General features: G+C 54.4%; 16 protein-coding genes. 10 read left to right on the top strand and 6 right to left on the bottom strand.

The genetic code is table 11. From position 1 onward, the window contains the following. Positions 1 to 501 precede the first annotated feature (501 nt). Positions 502 to 1,215 (bottom strand): HAD family hydrolase, encoded by a 714-nt coding sequence (locus VAE55_RS17300; RefSeq protein ID WP_322816968.1) that lies wholly within the window; start codon positions 1,213 to 1,215, stop codon positions 502 to 504. Positions 1,216 to 1,355: 140 nt separating this feature from the next. Between VAE55_RS17300 and VAE55_RS17295 the strand changes: the two genes are divergently transcribed. Together VAE55_RS17295 and VAE55_RS17290 are read left to right on the top strand one after the other, a co-directional pair. Continuing rightward, positions 1,356 to 2,336: an AAA family ATPase gene (locus tag VAE55_RS17295; RefSeq protein WP_015909308.1), complete on the top strand. Its 981-nt coding sequence runs from the start codon at positions 1,356 to 1,358 to the stop codon at positions 2,334 to 2,336. A 10-nt stretch (positions 2,337 to 2,346) separates the two neighbouring features. Further along, positions 2,347 to 3,777, top strand: coding sequence for a VWA domain-containing protein (locus tag VAE55_RS17290; protein ID WP_322816967.1), 1,431 nt, complete (start codon positions 2,347 to 2,349; stop codon positions 3,775 to 3,777). Positions 3,778 to 4,015: 238 nt separating this feature from the next. Here the strand turns inward: VAE55_RS17290 and VAE55_RS17285 are convergent, their stop codons facing one another. Beyond that, complete coding sequence (locus tag VAE55_RS17285) at positions 4,016 to 4,612, bottom strand: CDP-alcohol phosphatidyltransferase family protein (RefSeq protein ID WP_322816966.1); 597 nt, start codon at positions 4,610 to 4,612, stop codon at positions 4,016 to 4,018. Between the two features lie 284 nt (positions 4,613 to 4,896). Between VAE55_RS17285 and VAE55_RS17280 the strand changes: the two genes are divergently transcribed. The 5 genes from VAE55_RS17280 to VAE55_RS17260 are packed head-to-tail and all read left to right on the top strand — an operon-like array spanning position 4,897 to position 12,258. Beyond that, positions 4,897 to 6,834, top strand: a complete 1,938-nt coding sequence (locus VAE55_RS17280; protein ID WP_322816965.1) for a histidine kinase N-terminal 7TM domain-containing protein — start codon at positions 4,897 to 4,899, stop codon at positions 6,832 to 6,834. Beyond that, the gene (locus VAE55_RS17275) at positions 6,803 to 7,180 is read left to right on the top strand and encodes a response regulator (protein WP_322816964.1); all 378 of its coding nucleotides are present in this window, start codon (positions 6,803 to 6,805) and stop codon (positions 7,178 to 7,180) included. Before VAE55_RS17280 ends, VAE55_RS17275 begins: the two co-directional genes overlap by 32 nt. A 35-nt stretch (positions 7,181 to 7,215) precedes the next feature. Continuing rightward, positions 7,216 to 10,086, top strand: a complete 2,871-nt coding sequence (locus VAE55_RS17270; RefSeq protein ID WP_322816963.1) for an ATP-binding protein — start codon at positions 7,216 to 7,218, stop codon at positions 10,084 to 10,086. Next, complete coding sequence (locus VAE55_RS17265) at positions 10,079 to 11,662, top strand: response regulator (RefSeq protein WP_322816962.1); 1,584 nt, start codon at positions 10,079 to 10,081, stop codon at positions 11,660 to 11,662. Before VAE55_RS17270 ends, VAE55_RS17265 begins: the two co-directional genes overlap by 8 nt. Before the next feature lie 2 nt (positions 11,663 to 11,664). After that, positions 11,665 to 12,258 (top strand): ATP-dependent Clp protease proteolytic subunit, encoded by a 594-nt coding sequence (locus VAE55_RS17260; protein ID WP_012258672.1) that lies wholly within the window; start codon positions 11,665 to 11,667, stop codon positions 12,256 to 12,258. On the opposite strand, the gene VAE55_RS17255 is transcribed toward VAE55_RS17260, so the two are convergent. Further along, a complete protein-coding gene (locus VAE55_RS17255) occupies positions 12,233 to 13,318 on the bottom strand; it encodes an alpha/beta hydrolase (protein ID WP_322816961.1) in 1,086 nt (361 codons plus the stop codon). The two genes, VAE55_RS17260 and VAE55_RS17255, sit on opposite strands and share 26 nt — an antisense overlap. A gap of 9 nt (positions 13,319 to 13,327) precedes the next feature. Between VAE55_RS17255 and mnmE the strand changes: the two genes are divergently transcribed. Together mnmE and VAE55_RS17245 are read left to right on the top strand one after the other, a co-directional pair. Next, positions 13,328 to 14,686, top strand: coding sequence for a tRNA uridine-5-carboxymethylaminomethyl(34) synthesis GTPase MnmE (mnmE, locus tag VAE55_RS17250; protein ID WP_322816960.1), 1,359 nt, complete (start codon positions 13,328 to 13,330; stop codon positions 14,684 to 14,686). A 54-nt stretch (positions 14,687 to 14,740) separates the two neighbouring features. After that, positions 14,741 to 15,943, top strand: a complete 1,203-nt coding sequence (locus VAE55_RS17245) for a phosphoglycerate kinase (RefSeq protein WP_322816959.1) — start codon at positions 14,741 to 14,743, stop codon at positions 15,941 to 15,943. Between the two features lie 87 nt (positions 15,944 to 16,030). On the opposite strand, the gene VAE55_RS17240 is transcribed toward VAE55_RS17245, so the two are convergent. Both VAE55_RS17240 and VAE55_RS17235 read right to left on the bottom strand, forming a co-directional pair. After that, positions 16,031 to 17,377, bottom strand: coding sequence for a hypothetical protein (locus tag VAE55_RS17240; protein ID WP_322816958.1), 1,347 nt, complete (start codon positions 17,375 to 17,377; stop codon positions 16,031 to 16,033). Positions 17,378 to 17,632: 255 nt separating this feature from the next. After that, positions 17,633 to 18,793 (bottom strand): DUF3048 domain-containing protein, encoded by a 1,161-nt coding sequence (locus VAE55_RS17235; protein WP_322816957.1) that lies wholly within the window; start codon positions 18,791 to 18,793, stop codon positions 17,633 to 17,635. A gap of 524 nt (positions 18,794 to 19,317) precedes the next feature. Between VAE55_RS17235 and VAE55_RS17230 the strand changes: the two genes are divergently transcribed. Further along, entirely contained in the window at positions 19,318 to 22,842 is a 3,525-nt protein-coding gene (locus tag VAE55_RS17230) for an ATP-binding protein (protein WP_322816956.1), read from the top strand. On the opposite strand, the gene VAE55_RS17225 is transcribed toward VAE55_RS17230, so the two are convergent. Continuing rightward, positions 22,843 to 23,682 carry an SEC-C domain-containing protein gene (locus VAE55_RS17225; protein WP_322816955.1) on the bottom strand — a complete coding sequence of 280 codons (840 nt, stop codon included), beginning with the start codon at positions 23,680 to 23,682 and terminating at the stop codon, positions 22,843 to 22,845. It lies immediately after the preceding gene. Between the last annotated feature and the right edge of the window lie 2 nt (positions 23,683 to 23,684).

The raw sequence follows: 23,684 nt of genomic DNA, 5'->3' as shown, positions 1-23,684 counted from the left end.
CGATCCGCAACGGATTGGTCTATACTATCCATCGGTACGTGCGTCTCGATTGATCCGATCGTTGCAACAAAGCATCAAAAAGCATCTATCAGCAGTCATCTCTTTCTGCCGACCGACTCCAGGATCGTGACAAGCACACCGCATCCGCGTGACCCACCAGCTCAGCGGCGTGCCACGCCCCGGATCGTAAGCACGGCTGGCTCGACAGCCATGCTGCCGCACTCCAAACGACGCGACACGTCTATGACGAGCGGGTGAGGCAACCAGTCCAGCACCTGATTGCACTGGAGGTAGTTGTCAGCCCTTCTTGCTGCCTACCGTCAGCATGGAAGTAGGATATGCTGTCGTTTGCGATTGGCAAGCGTTCATGCGTCTGTGCGACGGCCTAGATGCACGATTGCATGGCTTCTATGAAATAAGTTCTAATGTCGATGTTCTGGCTACCCTGATCTCCGTTCTGACAATACTCTTCGCACAAATTCACTTCGCTACGCTGTAGGATCATGTTGGCTTCCCGTGCCGGGCCGTGAATGACGGTATCTGACCGAATGTGGATGCATCCGCGCTCAATAACTCTCGCAATGTACCCACCGTGCTAGCCAGGGCGAGCGGGGCGGCAAGGTAGAGATCACGGTACTCCCCATATCCATAAGTCACCGTAATACAGGGCATCCGATGGGCACGTGCCCCATGGATGTCGAAGATCGTATCTCCCACCATCACCGTCCAGGCGCGATCAGTACCGAGCGTTGGTAAGAGGGTGCCGATGACCATTGCCTTGTTGCCATCGCGGTCATCGGGATCGACGGCAGCGATTGCCTCGAAGAAGGGTTGCAGCCCAAAGTGGGCCAGAATCCGTTCGGTAGGCGGACGAATTTTCGAGGTGGCGACGAAGAGCCGGATGTCGGCGGCCTTGAGGTCAGACAGGAGTTCGGGAATGCCGGGGAAGACGGTATTCTCGTACAGACCGGTTTCCCAATAGCGTTGCCGATAGTGAGCCACGGCCTGATCGGCTAACCGCGGGTCGCCAAGCAGTTGCTCGAACGAGGCGTGCAGGGGAGGCCCAATCCAGCGCCGAAGCTCGTCGTCGCTGAGGAGTGGATGGCCGAGCTGTTGCAGGGCATAGTTGACGCTGCGGGCAATGCCGGTGAAGGGATCGGTCAGTGTGCCGTCAAGATCGAACAGGATTGCGCGAAAACGGTGTTGTCTCTTCATGCCCATAGTATAACGCAAAAACTGTGCTACCCGGCAAACGCCGGGAAACGGTGTTATAATACTCTCATCCGGTCTGAATAACCGAGATATGCATCTGAGACGCCTGCTACGTGAGTGATCATCACAGAAAGGCCCCGGGAATGTTCAATTCGATGGCCGATGTGCGTGACTTATTGGGGCGACAGAACTATATCGCCTCTGATGAGATCAGCACCGCGATTTTTCTTGCCGAGCGTTTGGGGAAGCCGTTGCTGGCTGAAGGCCCCGCCGGAGTCGGGAAGACCGAGCTGGCGAAGGCCTGGGCAGCAGCGCAGGGACGAGAGTTGATCCGTCTCCAGTGCTACGAAGGGCTTGATGAGACAAAAGCGCTGTACGAGTGGGAATACGCCAAGCAACTTCTCTACACCCAACTGCTGCGTGAAAAACTGTCTGATCTGCTCGGTGATGCGCAAAGCCTGCGTGAAGCGGCTGATCGGCTCGCTTCGCAAGAGGATGTCTTCTTTTCGGAACGGTTTCTGTTACCGCGCCCGCTGTTACGCGCCATCATGAGTGATAAGCCGGTCGTCTTGTTGATCGATGAGATTGATCGGGCTGATGCCGAGTTTGAGGCGTTTCTGCTCGAAGTCCTCAGCGATTTTCAGGTGTCGGTACCAGAGCTGGGCACGCTGAAGGCGAAGCATGTGCCAACCGTTATCCTCACTTCAAATAATACACGCGAATTGAGTGAAGCACTCAAGCGTCGCTGTCTTTACATTCATATTGATTATCCTGACCTCGAAGCCGAGTTGCGGGTTGTGCAGTTGAAGGTGCCCGGTCTGGCGCCCAAGCTGGCGCGCGAGGCCGTTGCCCTCGTGCAGCGTCTGCGCACACTCGACCTCAAGAAGCACCCCAGTGTGTCCGAAACGCTTGATTGGGCGCGGGCATTGGTTGAGTTGAATGCCCGTCAACTCGATAAAGCAACGCTCGATACCACCCTGAACGTCCTGCTCAAATATGAGAGCGATTTGCAGCGGGCACGTCGTTTGTTGCAGCAGGGAGATCGGCCCGACCGTCCTGATCGTCCTGACCGCCCTGATCGCCCACGCGGTGGGTATCGTGGTAGTGATTGGACAAATAACTAGCGGAGTAGCCATGGATCGACGTATTACCGAGTTCATTGCCGGTCTCCGAGCTGCCGGCGTGCGCATTAGTGTTGCTGAGTCTGCCGATGCGTTGCGAGCGATTGAACAGGCCGGTATTGCCGACCGCAATATTTTCCGGTTGGCATTGCAGACTGCGCTGATCAAAGAGCGGCAGGATCAGACGATCTTCAACGAACTGTTCCCACTCTATTTTGGCAAAGATGCTCCGCCGGCAATGCAACCGGCTGGTGGCGGTCAGCTTTCACCTTCCGAACTGCAACAACTGATGCAGCAGTTACAACAACTCCTCTCCCAACTGCCTCCTGGCCCGCTCCGTCAGCTCTTCCAGAGTATGGTGAGCGGTCAGCCACTCAGTAATCAACAGATTCGCTCGATGCTGGCGAATGTCTCTCCGCCACATATGACCAATCCACGCTATCGTGACTGGATGGCGCGCCAGGCGATGCGTGAGTTGCAGATGCAACGATTGCAGCAGGCGCTCCGTCGGCTCCTTGCTCAGCTCCGCGAGCAAGGGATGCGGGAAGAGGCGTTGCAGGCTATCGAACAGGCCGCACGTGCAAATCTGCAAGCGTTGGAGCAGCAGATCGGTCAGCAGGTGGCGCAGCAAATGCAGGAACAGGCGCAAGGTCAGGGGCCGCGCCAGGGGCAAGGTCGTCCCAGTGAGCGTGAGTTACTCGACCTACCGCTGGAACGCCTTGATGAGAGCCTGCTCCCGGAGATGCGTACGCTGGTACGAAAACTGGCTGCCCGTCTGCGTACACGGCTGGCGCTGCGCCAGCGTCGTGGTAAGACCGGTACGCTCGATGCTAAGGCGACGATACGCACCAATCAGCGGTTTGGTGGTGTGCCGATGCTAATCCGTCATCGCAAACGGCATCTCAAGCCAAAACTGGTGATCTTGTGTGACCGTAGCGTCAGTACACAGCACGTCATGTCGTGTATGTTGCTGATGATCTATGCCCTGCACGATCAGGTGAGCCGTACTCGCTCATTTGCGTTTATTGACCGCCTGTACGATATGTCGCACTACTTTGCCGAGTCACGTCCAGAGCAGGCGATTACCCAGGTATTGGCTGAGATTCGGCCGACGCGCAGTTACAGTACCGATCTCGGTCATGCGCTGGCTGAATTCTGCCGTGATCAGCTTCACCTGGTTGACCGGCGAACAACGGTGATTGTCCTTGGTGATGGACGCAACAACGACAATGATCCCAACCTGCCGGCGTTCGAGCAGATTCGGCGGCGGGCGCGGCGGATTGTCTGGTTTGCCACTGAAGAGCGCTGGAAATGGGGAGTCTACGATCCCGGCTCACTGAGCAGCGACATTTATAAATATGCACCGATGTGTGATGCGATGCACGAGGTGACAACCCTGCGCCAGTTGGCGAACGCTATTGATCGCCTGTTCTTACACCCGTAGATGCGTCATTAGCGTATGCGGGAATACACGTATAACTTAGTGTGGCGTGCGGAAGCCGGGCTTCCGCACAGTTTGTCTTGAGATGATCAGTGTTCGATAGATACCAGGTTGTCTATAATACTGCCAGATATCTTGCGAGATATTCGACCGGTAAGCCTGCTATCTGATGTAGAGCGGTATAGACTGAAATCTGTACTTACCACTAGAGGTTATTGCGCTGCGGAATGATCAATCCTGTTCACGATGCCTTCGGCGTCCATCCCCGGCGCAACAGCGGCCATGCCTGCCAGAGGTATTCGATCCCTGAACCGACCGTCCAGATCAATGCCAGCCCCATAACAACCGGCCACAGGTTCAGCAGCGGGACAAGACTACCGCCGAAGATAACACCGAGAAAACCACCGATCTCGGCATGGGCAGCCAGTAACCGCCAGATCAATGCCACGACCGTAATCACCAGCTTCTGCTTCCCAAAGCGACGGGCTGAGATCACAATCCCTTCGGCAGCGGCAAATGAGCGGAGACCGGAAACAACAAACTCTCGGATAATGATGGTGAGTGCGATCCAGGCTGGAATCAGCCCGGTTTCAATCATCGGGATGAGAACGCCGGCAACAAAAATCTTATCACTAATCGTGTCGATAAAAACGCCGAGCGGTGAGACAACCTTCAGATGGCGGGCCAGACGACCATCGGCCATATCACTCAACGCCATCAGCAACAGCAAAATGGCTGCGCCCAGATAAGCGGTCGGCGAGGCAAGCAGTACCATCCAGGCCAGGATAGGTGTAGCAAGAATACGGAAGAGACCTAGCAGATTTGGAAGCTGACGCATGGTAATTTCTCGGTTCTAAGCCTGCTCTGCAGCATCGATTATAGCACAAACTGTCTTTGTTTACTTGACATAAATAACATTTATTCCAGTAGTTGTGTCTGCTACCTGCCATGGTATAATTCAGACTAACCCTCTGATCGGAATCGTCGTAGTGCAGATAGACCGGTCACTTATCACAATTCAGGCTGCTCATTGCGGAAGACAGGTATTTGCGCTTAATGCCGCCGGGTTCATGGCATACCGACATACTTTCTTGATCGTATCTGGTTCCTATACATATTAATATGGTAGCAATTCTCGAACGAATCAATGAACTTCTTTTCGCTGCGGTATTGATTGTGAGCTTTTCGCTTCTGGCGTATATTGTGTTGCAAAACTGGCGCAGCGATATTGTCAGATCATTAGGTGTGCTACTGGCCGGGGTCATTATTGCCTACAGTGGCGATCTCTTGCTGGCTCGTGCGCAGCGTCCGGCCACGATTGAATTTCTGGGTCGTGCTCAGTGGTTAGGTATTGTGCTGGTACCGGCAGGGTATATCCATTTTGCGAATGCCTTGCTAGCCTTTGGCAGTGCACATACGATTGCCCAACGCTGGCGTAGAAGTGTGTATGCTGCGTACATCGGTAGTCTGGCAATCTTTTTGCTGGTTGTCCTCGGCACAAATCTGGTCATCTACACCGGTTCGCCAAGTGGGCCGGTTGCGCGCTTCAATGCCGGCCCGCTCTTTTGGTTTTACGTCCTCTTTTTCGGTCTGGCCATAGCCTCGGCCCTGATCGCGATTCTGATTGTCCGTCGCTCGGCCTTGACACCTGCTCAGCGTCGACGCTTAAGTTATCTGGGAGCAACCTTTGCCGCGCCAGGGATCGGTGTCTTTCCGTTTCTGCTGATAGCTTCACCGAATGTAATACCACTTACCCTGATTCTGGCGTTACAGGCAGTTGCCAGTCTGATTGTGATCGTGATGCTCACCGTTATGACCTATTCGGTAGCATTTCAAGGTATGCTGATCCCGGAACGATTGATTAAACAGGATTTTGTGCGGTGGTGGTTGTATGGCCCGTTTGTTGGTATTACTACCATCCTGTTTATTCAAGCGGTGCCGGTCATTGCGCAGTATTTGGGGTTGCCACCAGAGACGCTGATCACGTTCGGTGTGATGGTGATGACGGTGTTGATGCCGATCTTTGTAACGCAAGCGAAACCCTACCTCGATGCGTTAATCTATCGCCAGGATCACTCAGAGATCGATTATCTGCGTAATTTGCCTCGCAACATGTTTACCCGTGCCGATCTGCGGGCGTTGCTAGAGAATTCGCTGGTTGCGATCTGTAGTGCATTGCACGTCAAAACAGGTTTTGTGATCGCACCCGGCGAAGAAGGCTTTAGCGTTAAAGCGGTATGGGGATCGCGGCGTGATGTTCGGCGGTTTGTCACCGATCATCCGGTGATGTCCATCATCCCACAGTTGGAGTCTATGCCGTATGACGCCGCTGCAAGTCTGGGTAGCGGTTCGTTTGTGGTGATCGACGACTTTTGCCTGTTTCCACTGCGAAGTCCCGATGGTATTTTTCTCGGCGCAATTGGGCTGGAAGCGACTCTCGATCAATTGCGCCGTAATGGCGGTATGTCTTCTGATATGCGTCGTATGGTGACCGGCCTGACCCATCAGATCGAGCTGGCACTAACGACTGCACAGATGCAACGACAGATTTTCGATGCCTTGCGAGAACTGGCACCGGAAATGCAATCGTTGCAGCAATTGAGTTCCCGTCTGGAACAGGCAACCCCGCTAACGTTAAATAATCTCGATGATGATATTGTCTTGCATCCAGATTTTCCTCAGTTGGTAAAGGATGCGCTTACGCAGTTGTGGGGAGGGCCAAAGCTGGCCGAGAGTCCGCTCCTCGGTCTACGCAGCGTGCGGCGGATTCTCGCTGAACAGGGTGGAAGTCCAACGCGCGCATTACAGGCCGTGTTACGGCAGGCAATTGCCAATTTACGCCCTGATGAACAAATTGATCCGTCAGCTCAGGAATGGTTGTTGTACAATTTGTTAGAAGGACGTTTCCTGCGCCGGCAGACGGTTCGTGATGTGGCTCATCGGTTGGCCATGAGTGAGTCTGATTTTTACCGCAAGCAGCGCATAGCCATTGAAGAGGTTGCCCGCCAGATAGTTTTAATGGAAGAGCATGAGTACGAAAATTCTTCTGGTCGAAGATGAGCCTGATTTGCAAGTCATCACCCGCATGGCGCTGGAAGATGCCCACTATACGGTAGCAGTTGCCAGTAATGGTCTTGAAGCCATTTCCATTCTTGATCGCGAGTCGTTTGACCTTTTGTTGATTGACCTGTTGATGCCGAAGATGGATGGCCTTGAATTATGCCAGCATTTGCGTCAACATTCCGTCTGGCAACATATCCCTGTGTTGTTGCTTACGGCCAACCCCAAGGCACATCTGTCAAATCACGATTTTCATCCGGCTGTGCGAGGATGGGTCGAAAAGCCATTTAATGTCTTTGAACTGATCGATTATATTCAGTCTATTCTGAATGATGCAAAGACGTAGGGCGTTCCTTAGATAGGAAGGTGGCAGGTCGTATCGTGCAAGTGTCTGAACGAGCAGTGTTACTGGCTATCTTGTGCCGGCACATGTATCGCGCAACGTCGCGCGATACGGTATGGCAGGTGCTGCTCGATAGCGCACGCAGTGTGGCAGCAGCCGATATGGCAGTCATTTATCAGTTAGACCCTGAAGCTGATCTGCTTCAACGATTTGTAGATCGTGGGACGACAGTCTTCCCGGATTACATTACGGTTCCGAACTATCTGCTACACGATTTACGCCTTTTGCGCCAACCGATCAGATTTATTCCAGGTCAGCAATCAACCCCCCTGGCGCTAGCATTTACCTCTGCTATCTGGCCTGATCGACCACCGCGTGAGGTGGTGATTCTGCCGCTCATCGAGCAGGGGCGGCTGGAAGCGGTGTGTGTATGCGGTTGGTTGTCGTCGGTTTCTGATGAGGAGATCAGCGCATTGCAGTTTCTCGCCGATGATGCTACCTATGCACGGGCAATGTTGGCATCCACCGACAGGCGACAATCCGATGAAGGAGTAATCTCCGACGCGATCACCAACCTGACCCTGCTGTACGCCCATACGTTTGATCAATTGATTGAAGCAGCACTTGATCAGCTAGTGGTGATCGGTGGAGCCGCAGCGGGTGCACTCTATTTGTATGATGAGTCACAATCGTTGCGTTTGCAAAGTGTTAAAGTCAATGCGCTTGCTACGGCTTTTGCGCCTACATTGCGTCAGTTGTGGCAAAATGTTCTGGGTCGTTACTGTCAGGTGCTGGCCGAATCCCTGCTTGAGTCAAGTAACGAAGTCGTCTATCTGGTTGCCGATCCATCATCGTCACACGAGATTGCCCCTCTACACACATTTCTTTGTGAGCATGCGATTGATGGCATTCTGTCGTTGACCATTGTCGCCGGAGGCTGGCAGGCCGGTGTTGTACAGTTGGTGCCGTGGCCAGGGAATGGTTTCAGTGAACGGCAATGGCAATGGTTGCGGTCGCTGGTCAGACAGATCGGCGTGGCTATCGAGCATTCACGCTTGTTTGAGCGTCTACGGGCTGAACTGGATCACGCGCAGGCAGTGGTTGAAACAACGAATGATGGCATTGTGTTGATCAATGCCCGGCGCCGGGTGGTGATGGTTAATCGCCGTGCCTGCTATTTCTTCGGTGTTGCCGAGCACGATCTGAAAGGCCGGCCATATGACGATCTGTTGCAGGTCTTCAACCGGGTCTTCGCCCATCCTGCCCGCCTGGGATTGTGGCTCGGGCAACTGCTCGGTTCAGAAACCGAGCGGGCGAATGAAGAGTTTCAGGTGATTTGGCCACAGGCACGACGTTTGCAGTGCTTCTCGGCCCCGGTTGTTGATCGCCGTGAACAGTACCTCGGACGTATCCTGATCTTCCGTGATGTAACTCGCGAGCGCGAAGTGGAACAGATGAAAAATGAGTTTGTTTCCATGGTCTCCCACGAACTACGCACACCGCTCGCCAGTACTCAGGGTGCGCTCCAGTTGTTGCTGGGTGATAACGAACGAGGTAAGTCCGGTCTGATTCGAGACATGTCGAGTGTCGAGCGTGACTTGCTCCAACGGGCACTGACCAATACGAACCGACTGTTGCGACTGGTGAATGATATTCTGGATATTGCCAAAATTGAACGAGGGCAATTACAATTACAACGCCGTCCCGTCGCGCCCGAAGAGATCTGTCGGAACGCAATTGATGACTTGGCCAGTTTTGCCCGTCAGCAGCAGGTAACAATTTCACTCGACGTGCCGCCAAATCTCCCGCTGGTGGATGTTGATCGCGACCGGATCGTGCAGGTGTTGGTGAACCTGCTCTCAAATGCGATCAAATTTTCACCGACAGGACAACAGGTCGTTGTAAGTGTTGCCCACGAGCAGGGGATGGTTCGATTCAGTGTGCGTGACTGGGGCCCGGGTATTTCGCGCACCGATCAACTTAAACTGTTTCAAAAGTTTCAGCAGCTTGATCAGTCGAAAAGTAACGTTAGGGGTGGCTCTGGCCTTGGTCTGGCTATCTCTAAGCAACTGGTTGAACTGCACGGTGGTCGCATTTGGGTAGATAGCGATGTTGGTTTTGGCAGTACGTTCAGCTTTACGGTACCGCTAGCAGCAGTGCAGCGTCTTTCGAGTGCCGATCAGCGTCCGCTCATCCTGATCGGTTCTGATGGTCATCCGTTAACAGATGTGCTGCACGCCCGGCTCATGGCAACACCAGATTGGGAAGTTGTCATTACGCCTATTGCCGATCTGCAAACGACATTGCCGGCACGTCAGCCGGCAGTGACCGTTCTGCTGCATCCTGTCAATGCCGAGGAGGTGATTAGACGACTGCGCACTCTTGCACTCTACCAGTTGACCTCAACAATTATTGTTAGTGACGAGTCAGCGGTTAAACTGCCGAAAGACGTTGTTATCTTTCCAGGAACGGTTTCTGTAGATCAGCTTGTAGCAGAAATACGTTGTCAAACAATCAGGTATAAACCACTCATCATGGTTGTGGACGATGATCCGAATGTGCGTCCAGTATTAATGCGCCTTATCCAGCGCCATGGGATGCGTGCGCTGGCCGCGAGTGATGGTGAAGAGGCACTGGCCATCGTACAACACGTTCGCCCACAAGCTGTTCTGTTAGATTTGCGCATGCCCGGCCTGGATGGGTTTGAAGTGCTACGCCGGTTGCAGGCCGATCAGGCGACAGCCTCGATTCCAGTAGTGGTGTTGACGGCCAACGATCTGGCGCCTGATGCACCTTCCCAGGCATTTGCGCTTGGTGCACGTGGTTTTCTCGAAAAGCCGGTCTCGGCTGAACGACTGATTGCCACGTTGACCTCCGTCATTCCAGCAGATGAGGACAGTCATGAGTAAATTTTCTCCGGAGGTTGAACGGTTTATTCATCAGTATGTGTCACCGCTAACATCGTTGCAGAGTGCGGTTGATCTCCTCGCACACCACTATGGACAGAGTACTGATCAGCGCCTCAACAATCTGGTTGCTTCATTGCAGCGTTCAACTGTGCGTTTGCGCCAGTTTGCTCAGTTGCTGACAGAACATCTGCAGCAAGAGGGTGAGGACATTGTTGTTCGTGTACCACGGGCGTGGTATTGGAAAGATCAGCACGCTGCACCATCTGTAGGCGCTCTACCGTCTGCATCGCTAGGGTCGGGTTCAGCAGTGCTGGTAGGCGGAGCAGCCCTCGACGATCTGGCTGATCTGCTCCACAATGCCGGTTGGCAGGTTGAACGAGTGTCATCATGCGCTGCCGGCCTGGATATCGCCCGTTATCGCCGTCCACGTTTGCTGGTCATTGCCGGCACCACTGCCGACATCGATCCGGCCTTATGCGCGCAGATTGTACATACCGATCCAGAGACACGCGGTGTGATTGTGGCAATGGCCATTTGTGATCGGTCAGTCCGTCCTGTAACAGGCATTCCCTATATTGATCTGCAACAACCGCTGCTTGAACAGCTCCATCGCCTGCTGTCCATGCATCACCAGGCTGGGCAGAGCGTACCGCGAATTTTGCTGGTTGAAGATGAGCTGGATATCCGGATTGTCCTCAGCCAACAATTAACGGATGCCGGTTTTGTGGTGGTCACGGCACCTGATGCGACAACGGCATTACGGCTGATGAATGAACAATTCTTCGACCTGGTCATCCTGGATCGACTACTGCCCGATGGTGATGGCTTGCACGTGTTACAAACGATTCGCTCGTCCGGTACGACACGCCTGATCCCGGTGATGCTGCTTTCAGCGGTGAGTTCGTTGGATGAGAAGGTACGCAGTCTGCAATTGGGTGCCGATGATTACGTGGTGAAACCGTGTAGTGCGGCAGAACTGACAGCGCGTATTCGCTCGATCTTGCGCCGGAGCGAACGCGAGAGCAGTCTGAATCCAATTTCGCGCTTACCCGGCAATACGACGATTGAAAAGGTTATTCATGAGCGATTGGTCAAACAGGAACCTTTTGCGGTTGGCTATATCGATCTTGACAATTTTAAAGGGTATAATGATCATTACGGCTTCTTCAAAGGTGATGCAGTCATTTTACACACTGCCCGTTTGTTGTCTGAGGTCGTCCACTGGCAGGGAACGCCTGACGATTTTCTGGGTCATTTAGGTGGTGATGATTTTGTGCTGGTTTCAACCCTCGAACGGGCGCAGCAGATTGCAAAGACGATAATCGAACGATTCGATGTTTCTATTCCGTACTTCTATGCACCTGAAGATCGTCAGCGTGGTTATATTTTTGGGCACGACCGTCAGGGACGACCGTGCCAATATCCACTGTTGAGTGTCTCGATTGCAATTGTACCGGTGACGCCGTCGCGCTATCAGCAGCCATACGAGATTGCAATGCGCACAGCCATTGTGAAGCGCCAGTCGAAATCAGTCACCGGGAGTTGTGTGATTATCGATAATGGAGAAAGAGGATAGCAATGCCTTCTGTACCAGTACCAACGATTGTAGAACGCACGAGCCGTGGCGAGCGAAGCTGGGATATTTTTTCGCGCCTGCTGAAAGAGCGAGTGGTGTTGATCGGTGAACCTATCGACGATGAACTGGCTTCATCGGTGATCGCTCAGTTGCTGGTGTTGCAACAGCAAGACCCTGAACGCGATATCTGGATGTACATTAACAGTCCTGGTGGTGTTATCCGGGCCGGCCTGGCGATCTACGACACGATGCAACTGGTTACCCCCGATATTTGCACAGTGTGCGTAGGTCGTGCCGCGAGTATGGCGACCGTTTTGCTCTGTGCCGGTACGAAGGGGAAACGGTTTGCCCTGCCACACGCCACCATCCACTCGCATCCGGCAGGTGGCGGCGCCGAAGGGTATGCCCCCGATGTCCAGATTGCGGTCGATGAAATGCTTCGTCTGCAGCGGTTGCTGCGCGAGATTATGGCTAAACATTCCGGTCAACCCGTTGAACGCCTTGAAGCCGATTTTAGTCGTGATTTCTATATGACGGCTCCACAGGCGTTGGAGTATGGATTGATCGATGCTATTCTGACACCAAACCGGTCGTGAAGGCAGGTTGGTTCAGGTGTCGTGCGAGCCAGTCAACCGTGAGCGTGATGCATTCCAGGTCTATCGGAAGCGAGATATGACTGGCGAACGGCAGGAGACGATATTCAGCCCAGCCGGCTGCCAGTGCTGCAACTTCGGCTGCTGCGGCGGGCGGTACAATTGCATCGCGCCCGGCATAGACCAGCAGGGTCGGTAATGGTGGCTCTCGCCAGGCCAGCGTGCGCAGGCTGTCGGGAAAGGCCAGGGCATCGAATAAATCCCAGGTACTGATCGTGGCCCGAATCCCACTGGTTTGCCACGCTCTGATCACATGATCAACAGCACCATCGCGGAAGAGGTGTAGCATGCGCAATTGCAGAATTGCCAGTGCTTCACGGATTTGCACCTGCCGGTATGCCCGTGCATCGAGCCGTAACCGTGGTGGTACTTCCCAGAGCGCCAGCGCATCTACGTCAGCACCGTTTGCAATCGCCCGAGCCAGCACCGCACCGCCGAGGCTCATCCCGATCGCGCCGACCTGAGTGTAACGCTGGCGCAGCCAGTCAATCGGATCGGCAACACTGTCAACTATGTGGGGAAACGCCTGGGGCCGTGGACTATCGCCATGACCGTCGAGATCGATCAAGAGCGCGGCAGCGCCGTGCGCAATCAGTCTATCCACCAGGCGCCAGGCGTAAAAGGTCTTATCGCAGCCTGAACCATGGGTGACCAGCACCGCAGTCTTTGACCCACCGTGTGGTACGATGTGCAGTGCCGGTACCGGCCCATGGCGGGCGGGTAAATCGAGGCGTACAATCTGGCGATTCGGGTAACGTCCTGGCCGTAACTGTTGTTTTGGATCAAGTTGCCGTCGCCGGAGCGTGGCCAGCCCTATCTGACCAATGAATGCCGGTAATAGCAGGGCCAGATGGCTGCGCCATCCCGAAGCCGGCTGGCTCCAGGCCAGAGTCAGAAATGGTAATGCCAATCGGTTGCTCCAGCTCAACCCTCGCAGACCACTGAGATGGGCAACCGCGTTACCGAGTGTAATCAGCCGTAAAAAGGTATTAAGTAAACGCACAGAACCTCGATGAATGACACAATTGCTGCAATTGCCACACCACCCGGCGAAGGTGGCATTGGTATTATACGCATGAGTGGGCCTGACGCTCAATCGATTGCGTTGCGCATTTTTCGCCCCGTGCGGCCAGGACGGTTGCGCAGTCATCGGGTGCGTTATGGGCACGTGATCGGGCCTGATGGCGAAGTGATCGACGAAGCGTTGCTAACGCTGATGGCCGCTCCGCATAGCTTTACCCGTGAGGATGTCGTGGAAATCTCTTGCCATGGTGGGGCGCTTCCAGTCCAGCTAACGCTCGAAGCGGCCCTGGCTGCCGGTGCCCGCCTGGCGAATCCCGGTGAGTTTACCTTACGGGCGTTCCTCAATGGTCGGATCGATCTGAGTCAGGCCGAAGCCACCCTCGACGTAATTCGGGCGCAGACGAGTGCCGGGCTGGCGATTGCCCAGGCGCAGTTGGGGGGCTGGCTGGCACGCGAAGTACGGGCTGCCCGCACAGCGATCCTTGAACCGCTGGCCTATATCACTGCGCTGATCGATTTTCCTGAAGAGGGGATTGAACCGCAGACGGTAGCCGGGCCAATTGCACAGGCGTTGGCCACCGTCGAGCGCTTACTGACCGGGGTCGATCAGGGTATTGTCTTGCGCAATGGTGCGCGCGTCGTGCTGGTTGGTCGCCCAAATGTTGGCAAGTCAAGCCTGCTTAATGCCCTGCTCCGGGTTGAACGCGCTATAGTTACCCCTATCCCCGGTACAACGCGCGACACCCTGGAAGAGATGGCAAATTTGGCGGGTGTTCCGGTGGTGTTAATCGATACTGCCGGTATGCGCACCAGCACCGATCCGGTTGAACAGATTGGGGTGGAGCGTGCAGCGGCAGCGCTGGCCAGTGCTGACCTGGCCTTGCTTGTCTTCGACTCATCACAACCGTTTACCCTTGAAGATGAAGCGATGCTGGTTGCCACTGCCGACCGACCGACCATCATTGTCTGGAATAAGTGCGATGATCCGGATGTATCACCACCACCTGCTCCGTCGCATCCAAAAGCGATGGCTGTAGTTGCCTGTTCAGCCCGTTATGGCCATGGGATCGATACCCTGGCTACAACAATTGCCAGGACTCTGCTCGGTGGTACCTTACCGGCTGTTGGCGCAACGCATCTGGTCAGCAATCCGCGTCATCGGGCCGCCCTGCGGCGGGCCGCCGAGTTTCTGCGCGCAGCTCAAGAAACCTTGGCTACCGGTGCGGCAACCGATCTCCTGGCAGCCGATTTAACCGGTGCTGCCAATGCGTTGGGTGAGATTACCGGCGAAACCGTGGGTGAAGATTTGCTCGATATGATCTTCAGCCGTTTTTGCATCGGCAAATAGCCCCTGTGTTACAATGACGGCGGGCCGTTATACCGCGAATAAGGAGGAACGCGCATGAACAAGAAGACCATCCGTGATGTGGATTGGGCCGGAAAACGTGCGCTGGTACGAGTTGATTTCAACGTGCCACTCGATGATCAGGGTCAGATTACCGATGATACCCGGATTCGGGCGGCATTACCGACCATTCGCTATCTGCTGGAACACGGTGCCAGTGTGGTCTTGATGTCGCACCTGGGGCGTCCGAAGGGTAAACCCAATCCGAAGTACAGTTTACGTCCGGTTGTTGAGCGTTTGTTTGAATTGCTGCCCGAAGCAAAAGAGGTCAAGAAGACCGAGGCGATCACTGGGCCGGCGGCTGAGGCGGCTGTGGCGATGCTAAAACCAGGGCAGGTATTGGTACTCGAAAACACCCGCTTCGATCCCCGTGAAGAGGCAAATGATCCGGCAATGGCGGCTGAACTGGCGAAATTGGGTGATGTTTTCGTCAACGATGCCTTTGGCACGGCCCACCGGGCCAATGCCAGCACTGAGGGTGTAGCGCACTACCTGCCGGCAGTTGCCGGTTTTCTTATGGAAAAGGAACTGACGTACATCGGTGGCGCCCTGAATAATCCGCAGCGTCCATTCGTAACCGTCATCGGTGGTGCGAAAATCAGCGACAAGATCGGCGTGATCGAAAATCTGCTGGGTAAGGTCGATGCACTGCTCATTGGTGGTGGTATGGCCAACACCTTTCTGCTTGCCAAAGGGCTGAATGTCGGTGACTCACTGGTCGAACCGGACAGTGTACCGGTAGCCCAGCAGTTGATGGCCCGTGCCGAAGAGCGGGGTGCCCGGCTACTTTTGCCGGTTGACGTGGTGATTGCCGATGCGTTTAGCGCCGATGCCCAGCGCCAGGTTGTTGATGTTAGTGACATTCCTGCCGGCTGGCGTGTGCTCGATATTGGCCCCAAGACCATCGAACAATACAGTGCCGAGATTCGGGCTGCCCGCACGGTTATCTGGAATGGGCCAATGGGTGTCTTTGAACTAGAGCCGTTTGCCGTCGGTACACGCGCTATCGCTCAGGCAATGGCCGAAGCGGCTGCCAATGGCGCAATCACAATTGTTGGTGGTGGCGATAGTGTGGCCGCAGTGGAACAGGCTGGCCTGGCCGATAAGATGTCGCATGTGAGTACCGGCGGTGGTGCCTCACTTGAGTTGCTTGAGGGACGAGTCTTGCCCGGTGTGTCTGCGCTGCAAGATGCAGAGTAGTCTGGGTTAAGCAGGATTGTCTTCGGGGTGACCTATGGACGTAGTAGCACAGGCCAACGCCTGTGCTACTTTCCAATCTACCAGCGTCTATGGCACCGCTGTCGTATCTACAACTGCCGCAGTCTCCCACGACTCAATATTCCCTGCCCAATCGCGTGCCCGAATCCGGAATTCAAACTGTTTGCCTTCATGGGGGCCAAACCAGGCACTCAAGTCGGTCGTGCCCAGTTTCCAATCCGTCCAGCCACCGTTCGGCAATAGCCGCACCTGTACGTCGTAACTGGCGATACCGGTCATGTCATCATTGCCGCCCCACTGGAGCTGAAAGCCATTCTCAACCCGTGAGATCGAAATAATCTGCGTATCAGGCGGTGTTGTGTCACTGCGCGGTTCCCAGGCAATAGCGTCGAAGCGCACTGCCAGGCCGCGATCATCGGTGAGATCGCTCAGAAAGACCTGGGGTACTTCATTATTCACACCGCCAAAATAGTATGTGCCAAGCGAAGCCCACTGCCCGGCAGCGGCCCGTTGGTCGACCGTCACTTCGGTAACTGCTCCGTCATGGCTGATCCGATAACGAGCACTGGTCGTTGCCGGATTGCCGCAGACCGGGATGTAGGCTTTTACTTCGTAGAACCCTGGACTGAGATCAGGTGCTTGCCAGCTTGCGGCGGTGGTGGCTTTTGTGGGATTGGTCGTCGAGTAGGTCCATTGATGTTGCCCGTTTAAGCCACATGTCTCTTCATACCAGTCTTTGCCAACTGGATCAAAAGTGGAATCGGTGTTATCGATGGTGGTTGCACCTTCTGGAGCGGTGACTGTGGGATCGGGATCATCAGTTATCTGCCCGGAGCTAACATCGATAGCTGAACCGGGACCGGGGTCTTCGCCCAGCCAGAGAAATGTGACGTAGACATAATCGCTGCGGGTCATACCCAGGTCATCCCAGAAGGTACCATCCGCGATATCGATCCCATTCGGAAGTGTAATGCGTCGTCCCCATTCATCGCGTCCGCCGTTGTAGCCATGATAGTAGGCGGCTTCAGCCATCGGCATACCTACCGGTAAATCGCTGTACCGTCGGTTGGGATTCCAGTAATCATCGCGGGTGTTCCAGGGGCCGACATCCCAGACCGGTACGACTACTGAACGGCCATTGTAAGTGAGACGAACTTTGAATTTGTCAGTGCCTTTTGGCGAGAGAACACACCAGCACGGAAGGGCGACGAAGCGGTCACGAGGTTGAATGATATGACCATTTGCGGTTCGGCGACCAACTAAACCTTCGCGGGTGGCGAAGATACGGTAGGTTGGTGCGAGGTTCGACTGCTGAGATGGCGAAGTCGTTGGGGCAGCCTGAACGTGGGCGATGGCTGTCGAAAGCATAACCAGCACAGCGACAAGCAGGCCACGACGAACGATCCTTCCTCTCATAAATTGTTTCCTCCTTTGTGACGGCATACGGCTATTCGCCGGGCAGACGCGAGGCAGCCGTCATCGGGTGAGGTCCGCTGACGCCAGGGGGCGCCATTGGTGCCTCGTAAACATTACAGTGGTTTGCGTCTGCCAGGGCGTCGCACAATGCGCAAACAGAGCGCAACAGTGGTAGAGAGGAGTGCTGGCAACAGGGCCAGAGCACTGGCGACGCCCGCCTATCGCAGCCGAAGCAACAGGCTTCGGGGTGTAGCGTTATCGACCGCCTTCGACGGTCAGGTTGGCAAGGTCAGGTATGGCGGCAATCCAGACCGATCCGGGCGCGAGTGGTATTTCGTTACTATTCGCGTCAACCAGATACAGTTGCGCGTAGCCGGCTGCTTTCTGCCAGGTCGCTTCAATCATGCGACCATCACGGAAGATTCGGGCCTGACCTTCACCGATCACATCTTGCTCGATACGACCTTTAGGATCGTTGGGGATAGGCCGTTCGGGTACTTCCAAAACGACAACATTCTTAAACTGCAACTGATTCCCGGTTGCTGCATCAACGTGTGGACGATTACCGCGGAAGTAGCGGTAGCTGTTCGTTGCTGGATCGTAGCTCCAGCCGACGCTTGCCTCACGGTAAATGAAGAAGTAGCGCAATTCTTGTTGTGCAGGACGATCTTCCGGCGGAGCTTCGGGCGAGTAGGTAAACCCAATCTCTTCCAATCCTTCAACCGGACGATCATTCGCTGCGGCGAAAGCAGCGATATTTGCGTTATTGGTGTAAAGATTGTGGGGGGCGCTGCGGTCGCGCGTGCGATAGAAATAGCGGCTGGCGTTGCTGCGCAATGCATCCATATTGATCAGTTCAATCGATGTTTCTGCCAGCAACAACCCTTCCGGCGATCCTCCGGCATGGACATACACTGCCCGTAGCCCTTTTGCCCATTCGACATAATATGGTCGAGCACTGCGTACCGGGCCAATGACCGGCATGTCGGGTGAAATGCCGGGAATAAAGATCGCCATATAGCGAGTAATCCCAAATTCGGCCAGTGCTTCAAAGACAATCGCAGCGCCATCCATACCGGTCTGCGGGTAGGCATTCGGATGGTTGTCATACATCACTGCGAAGGGCCGAGTATTCACCGAACCACGTGGAACCGCCAGCGGTGCTGTTATCGGTTCGGGTGAGGGTGTTGGTTCGGGAGTAGCGGTTGGCTCAGGAGTAGCAGTGGCTGCGGGTGTTGCCGTAGGCGGCAGTGTTGGGACGGCAGTTGGTTGTGGTGTATCCGTTGGTAATCGCGTCTCCACTGCGATGAGGGTTGGGAGTGGGGAAACTGTTGACGTATTCGCAACAGCCGATCCACATGCACCGATGAGCACGATACTGAGCAACAGGGCTAGTGAAGAAAATCTGCTTATCATGTTCCTCTTTCCTTGTGCACCGCGGATCATGGCGGATAGCACGGGCGGCCTATTATATCATGACTCTGCTATTTGGCAAGTAGCGATCCTTTTGACCATCGTATAGGCACCTGAACGCTTGCCAATCATCAACGACAGTCTAGCCTGATCCCAGTTTGCCGGTATGGCAGCGCGGAGTGCTGATGCCCATCGCTAGTGCCATCACGCGCTGGATTGGTTGCTTTGCTCGCTCATCATGTGCGTGTCGCATCGTTTGGCGTGCGGCAGCCACGCTGCCGCACAGCCGTGCTTCGTGCCAGGCGCGTATCACGCTGTTGACCCTGCTGGTCACGGTGATGGTGTGTGTGCCTGTCACGATCTCAGTAATCAATCAATGAAAACTCCTCCTGCAGCAGACTCTCGACAAACTCAGTGATACACGTGTTTTGTCATTTGGAACGTGGAATCTAAGCCTGGGTAATATCCGTGCTGTTCACCCGTAAACGCGGTACAATACGATCAAGTGATTAAATGGAGTGTCGATCATGAAAAAAAACGTACCTGTTGATATGCCGGAATGGTTGACAACCATTGCAAAAATGATCGACGCCGAGCGATACTCCGATCTGACTGCTGCTGCCATTGATATTCTGACCTCGATGTTACCCGGCTATCAGGTAGACATCAAATGGTCGTTCCAGAGTGAGTTCCAGGATGAATCAGATGCTCTTGTCCATCGTTTGGGGCAGGGTGAAACGTTTGCCCGGCTTGTGATCCGACCTGCTGATCTTACCGATGCCGATCTGGTGATCTTGCAATCAGTTGAGCAATTAATCATTGCTGGTTATGAGCGTATACGGCAACGGATCGAACGGCAGGGTTGGCGTCGCCGCCTTCAGCTTGAAGTCGACGCTTTGCGCGATACACCCCAGCCTGAGCTTATTTGTCAGCAGATGGCGCAACTGCTGAGTGATCTGGTAGGACTTCCGCTCACCATTGGTCTGGCGACACCGATCCAGCAGAGTGTTTGGCTTCAGCAGATTGTGCATTACGCAGTACAACCAAACCACTATGCCAGTTTTGAACAACGGTGTTGGACGGTGGAGACCGATCTGAGCAGCATGGTGATCAAGCTAAGCACGCCATTAAGCTCAGCCGCATACCTGGAAGATTGTGCACGTTATAATGTGCGTCCACATGCGGCGTGGCAGGCGTCGCCCCCTACCTTCTGGTCAGGTGCACCTGTTCGTTTTGGTGGCAAAACCTTTGGCGTCATTTATGGCTATACATTTGCCTCCGAACCTCTGAACGAAACCCAACAGCAGATGATTGCCGAAGCGCTTGAGCTAGCTGCCCGCTTACTGCGCATGCCCCTCCTGCAACGTGAAGCCGATCTTGCCAACCAGCAACACAACATCTGGCAAAACCTTGTCGCTACCAGTGTACAGCTCCTTGACACTGATCAGGTATTGCAGACGATGCTTGATCTCAGTTGTCAGTTGCTGGCGGTAGAAGGTGGTGGTCTGTTCATTTTCGACGAACAGCACAATGAGCTGGTGTTTCGCTACGCGGTTGGGCCGCAAGCGTACCGGTTGGTAGGGATGCGTTTGCCGATGGCTCACGGCATCATCGGTCAGTCATTCGCGCTGGGGAAGCCGGTAATTGTGAACGATGCCAGTGATGATGTGCGACGCAGTCGCGTCATTGATCGGATGATTGGGCTGACGTGTCATAACCTGATCACCGTACCGTTTACGTCACCATCTGGCGTGCGTTTCTGTCTGCAATACATTAATCGTCAGGACGAAGTGCCGTTTACTGATACTGACACCGATGAGATACATGCTGTTGCTGCACTGATGAGTCTGGTCATTGATCGTACCCGGCAAATCACCCAGATCGAAACCGGTATCGTCCAACAGGCACAAGACTTGGATCGAGATAATGCTGATCTGCGCTCGTTACTGGCGCTCAATCGCAGGTTGCTGGCAGAACAATCGCTTGACCAGCTCTTCCAATTGATTATCGACTCGATCACGAAGCGCATGCGGTTTCAATCGGCTGCGCTGTTTGTCAGTCAGCGTGAACACGCCCTTCATTCGATGCTCGCGTGTGTAGCGACAACTGGTACACTTAGTGGTGAGTTTCCTGTCGGCTTGCGTCTGGCTATTGGTCGGTTAGATGTGCTGGTTAATGAGTGGGCATTTGGCGATACTTGCTTTCTGTTTAATCGCCGTAGTGCCAGTTTTGCCGCCCTATTCGATTTACCGCAACCGCTAGTCGAACAACTGATGGATTTTGGTGCAATTCAATGGCAAGCCGACGATGTGCTGGTGGTGCTCTTACGCGCACCTGACCATCGGGTGCAGGGGGTCTTGCTCCTTGATCAACCACAGAGCGGTCAACGTCCGGTTATAGCCGATCTTCAGGCATTGACATCATATGCCGGTATTGCTGGCTCTGCTATCGATATAGCGCTTTTGCGCTATCGTCAACAGCGTAGTCTCGAACGACTGACGGCGCTGAATGGGCTGGGAATGGTCATCAATTCGCAGTCACTACCGCAGCCGCAAGTGCTAGGTATGACTGCCCGCGGCATGTTAGAGATGGTAGAGGGCAACTGGGCGCAGATCATGTTGTTTGACCCTGCACACGATGAGTTGCACATTGATCAGACTATTGGTGTGATTCCGCTAGACAAGGATGTGGTGCTGACCCTGGCTCGCCGGGCACTGCTTCATCGCCGACCGGTTTTCCGCTCGGCGACCACCGTGGCAATACCGCTCCGCAGCACGCAACAACTCATCGGTGTGATTGTTATTGGTGGTGAACACGCTCTCGAAGCGGCTGATATTGAGATGCTGATGTTGTATGCAAGCCAGACCGCAATTGCTATCGAGAGTATGCGCTTGCTCGATGCAGTGCGTCGTGGACGTGATAATCTGGCGCGGGTGATGGCGGCGGTTGAGGATGGTCTTGTCTTATTTGGTGTTGACGGAACAGTTGTGGTTGCGAATGAGGCGTTTCATCGTCTGGCGCGTACTGGAACCTGGTCGCCACCGTTATCGCGGATTGATGGTCTGAAGTTCGATGATGTCCTGAAACACTGGGCCAGGCAACGAGCATTGGAACCTGCAACAGTTGCTGAGTTACAACGCTCGCTGACCCACGTTGGAGCACAGCATGAGCTACGTGGGAATGATGGTGTCTTTGCCTGGAAGATCATCCAGGCCGGTGATTTAATTGCCGGACGTACATCTGCCTTTCTGTTGACGATCCGTGATGTGACTGAAGCCAAGAAAGTTGAACAGTTGCGCGAGGATTTGATCCGTATGGTAATTCACGATCTGAAAAATCCTCTTGCAGCTATCAAACTTGCGTTTGAGCGGCTGGAGAATGAATTAGGCGATCTTTTTACTGAACGTCAGCATCAGGCAATGATGATCGGGCAAAATAATACCAACCGCTTAATCAATCTGGTTGGAGCAATGCTTGATATTGGGCGGTTAGAGAGTGGTCAGATGCCTATCTACAAAGGGCCATTGCCGATTGCTGATTTGATTAAGCACACTGTTGATCGATTGTTGTTCCAGGCTCAAGAGAAACAGGTACAGATTGTGCATGATCTTGATCCAAACGTGCATTTATTGTTTGCCGATGGTGAGATTATCTCCCGTGTATTACAAAATCTCCTCGATAATGCTCTCAAGTTCAGTGAGCCTGAGAGCCAGATTTCCATTGAAGTACACGTGAAACCTGCTCAGGGTCAGACCCAGATTGTCGCTGTTTCCGATGAGCTAACCATCCTGGTGCCCGGTGATCGAGTTGCGCATATCATTGTTCGTGATCAGGGGCCAGGTATTCCTCCCGAAGATCAGGATATCATTTTCAAGCGGTTCAGCCAGGGCGGTCGTAAGCGGAGTGAGGGAAGTGGCCTGGGACTGGCGTTCTGTAAGCTGGCGGTTGAGACTCACCAGGGCACAATCTGGGTCGAGAGTATGCCAGGGCGCGGCAGCGCGTTTCATTTCACGCTGCCGCTCGCCGAGATTTACGATCCTGAACAGGTGTAATCACTCTCCCAACAAACACTGCCGAGTCTCGGCGATAAAGTTCTGAATACGGTCTGGATCGGGTTTGTCGGTCGGCAAGATCAAAATAAAGTGACTGAAAATCTCCGACCGTTCATTGAGGAGCGTTTGCCAGTCGGCTTCAGGACGTTCACGCCGGATTGCTTCCAGATGAACGTCGGCGAAGGTGCGAATTGGCCCGGCGGTGTCGGGTGTCAGGTGGGCGGCTGGGCCGGCGAGGTAGTAGTTTGGCGCTGTGCGTCCAAGTGGTGTGTCAACCGGCACCAGATGCCCGACGATCACTTCGTCAAGCTCCAGGCGCAATGAGGCATGGCTGTCGGCCAGAATCAGTGCCTCGCCGGTTAGCAGATCACGCAGGGTCGCGCCGGCATTGGGATGTAGTCGCTCAACCTGGTACGGACGTAAGCGAACATTGACCCACGTCGGCAGAAGCTGTCGTTCGAGCGTTGATAGATCGCTCTCCTGCATCTGATCTACCATCTGCTCAACCAGTGTCTGTCCGTCTGATCGGCGATAGTCGAAGGCAAACCAGACCATGAAGCGGTCGGCTCCGTACCCTTCGCGCTGGTTCAGTTCGGCCAACTGGGCAAACTGGTAACGCTGTTGCCAGTATCGATCAAAGGCAGTTTGTAGTTCCTCTGCTTCAGCCTCAGTGGCTTTGGCCAGAATACGTTGTAAGAGCTGGTCTTGAGCGTTGCGCAGGCGTAATTGCTGACTGCGCCATTCCTCTTCGATGCGCAAATGGCAATCCTTGTATTTGCGCCCACTACCACAGTGGCAGGGATCGTTGCGGCCTAATTTAAGCGTTTTGGCTGGGTTCATAA

Source organism: Chloroflexus sp. (genome assembly GCF_034432675.1).
GTDB lineage: Bacteria > Chloroflexota > Chloroflexia > Chloroflexales > Chloroflexaceae > Chloroflexus.
Note: the sequence above shows the minus strand (reverse complement) of the source record. Positions and strands in the feature narration are given on the sequence as shown.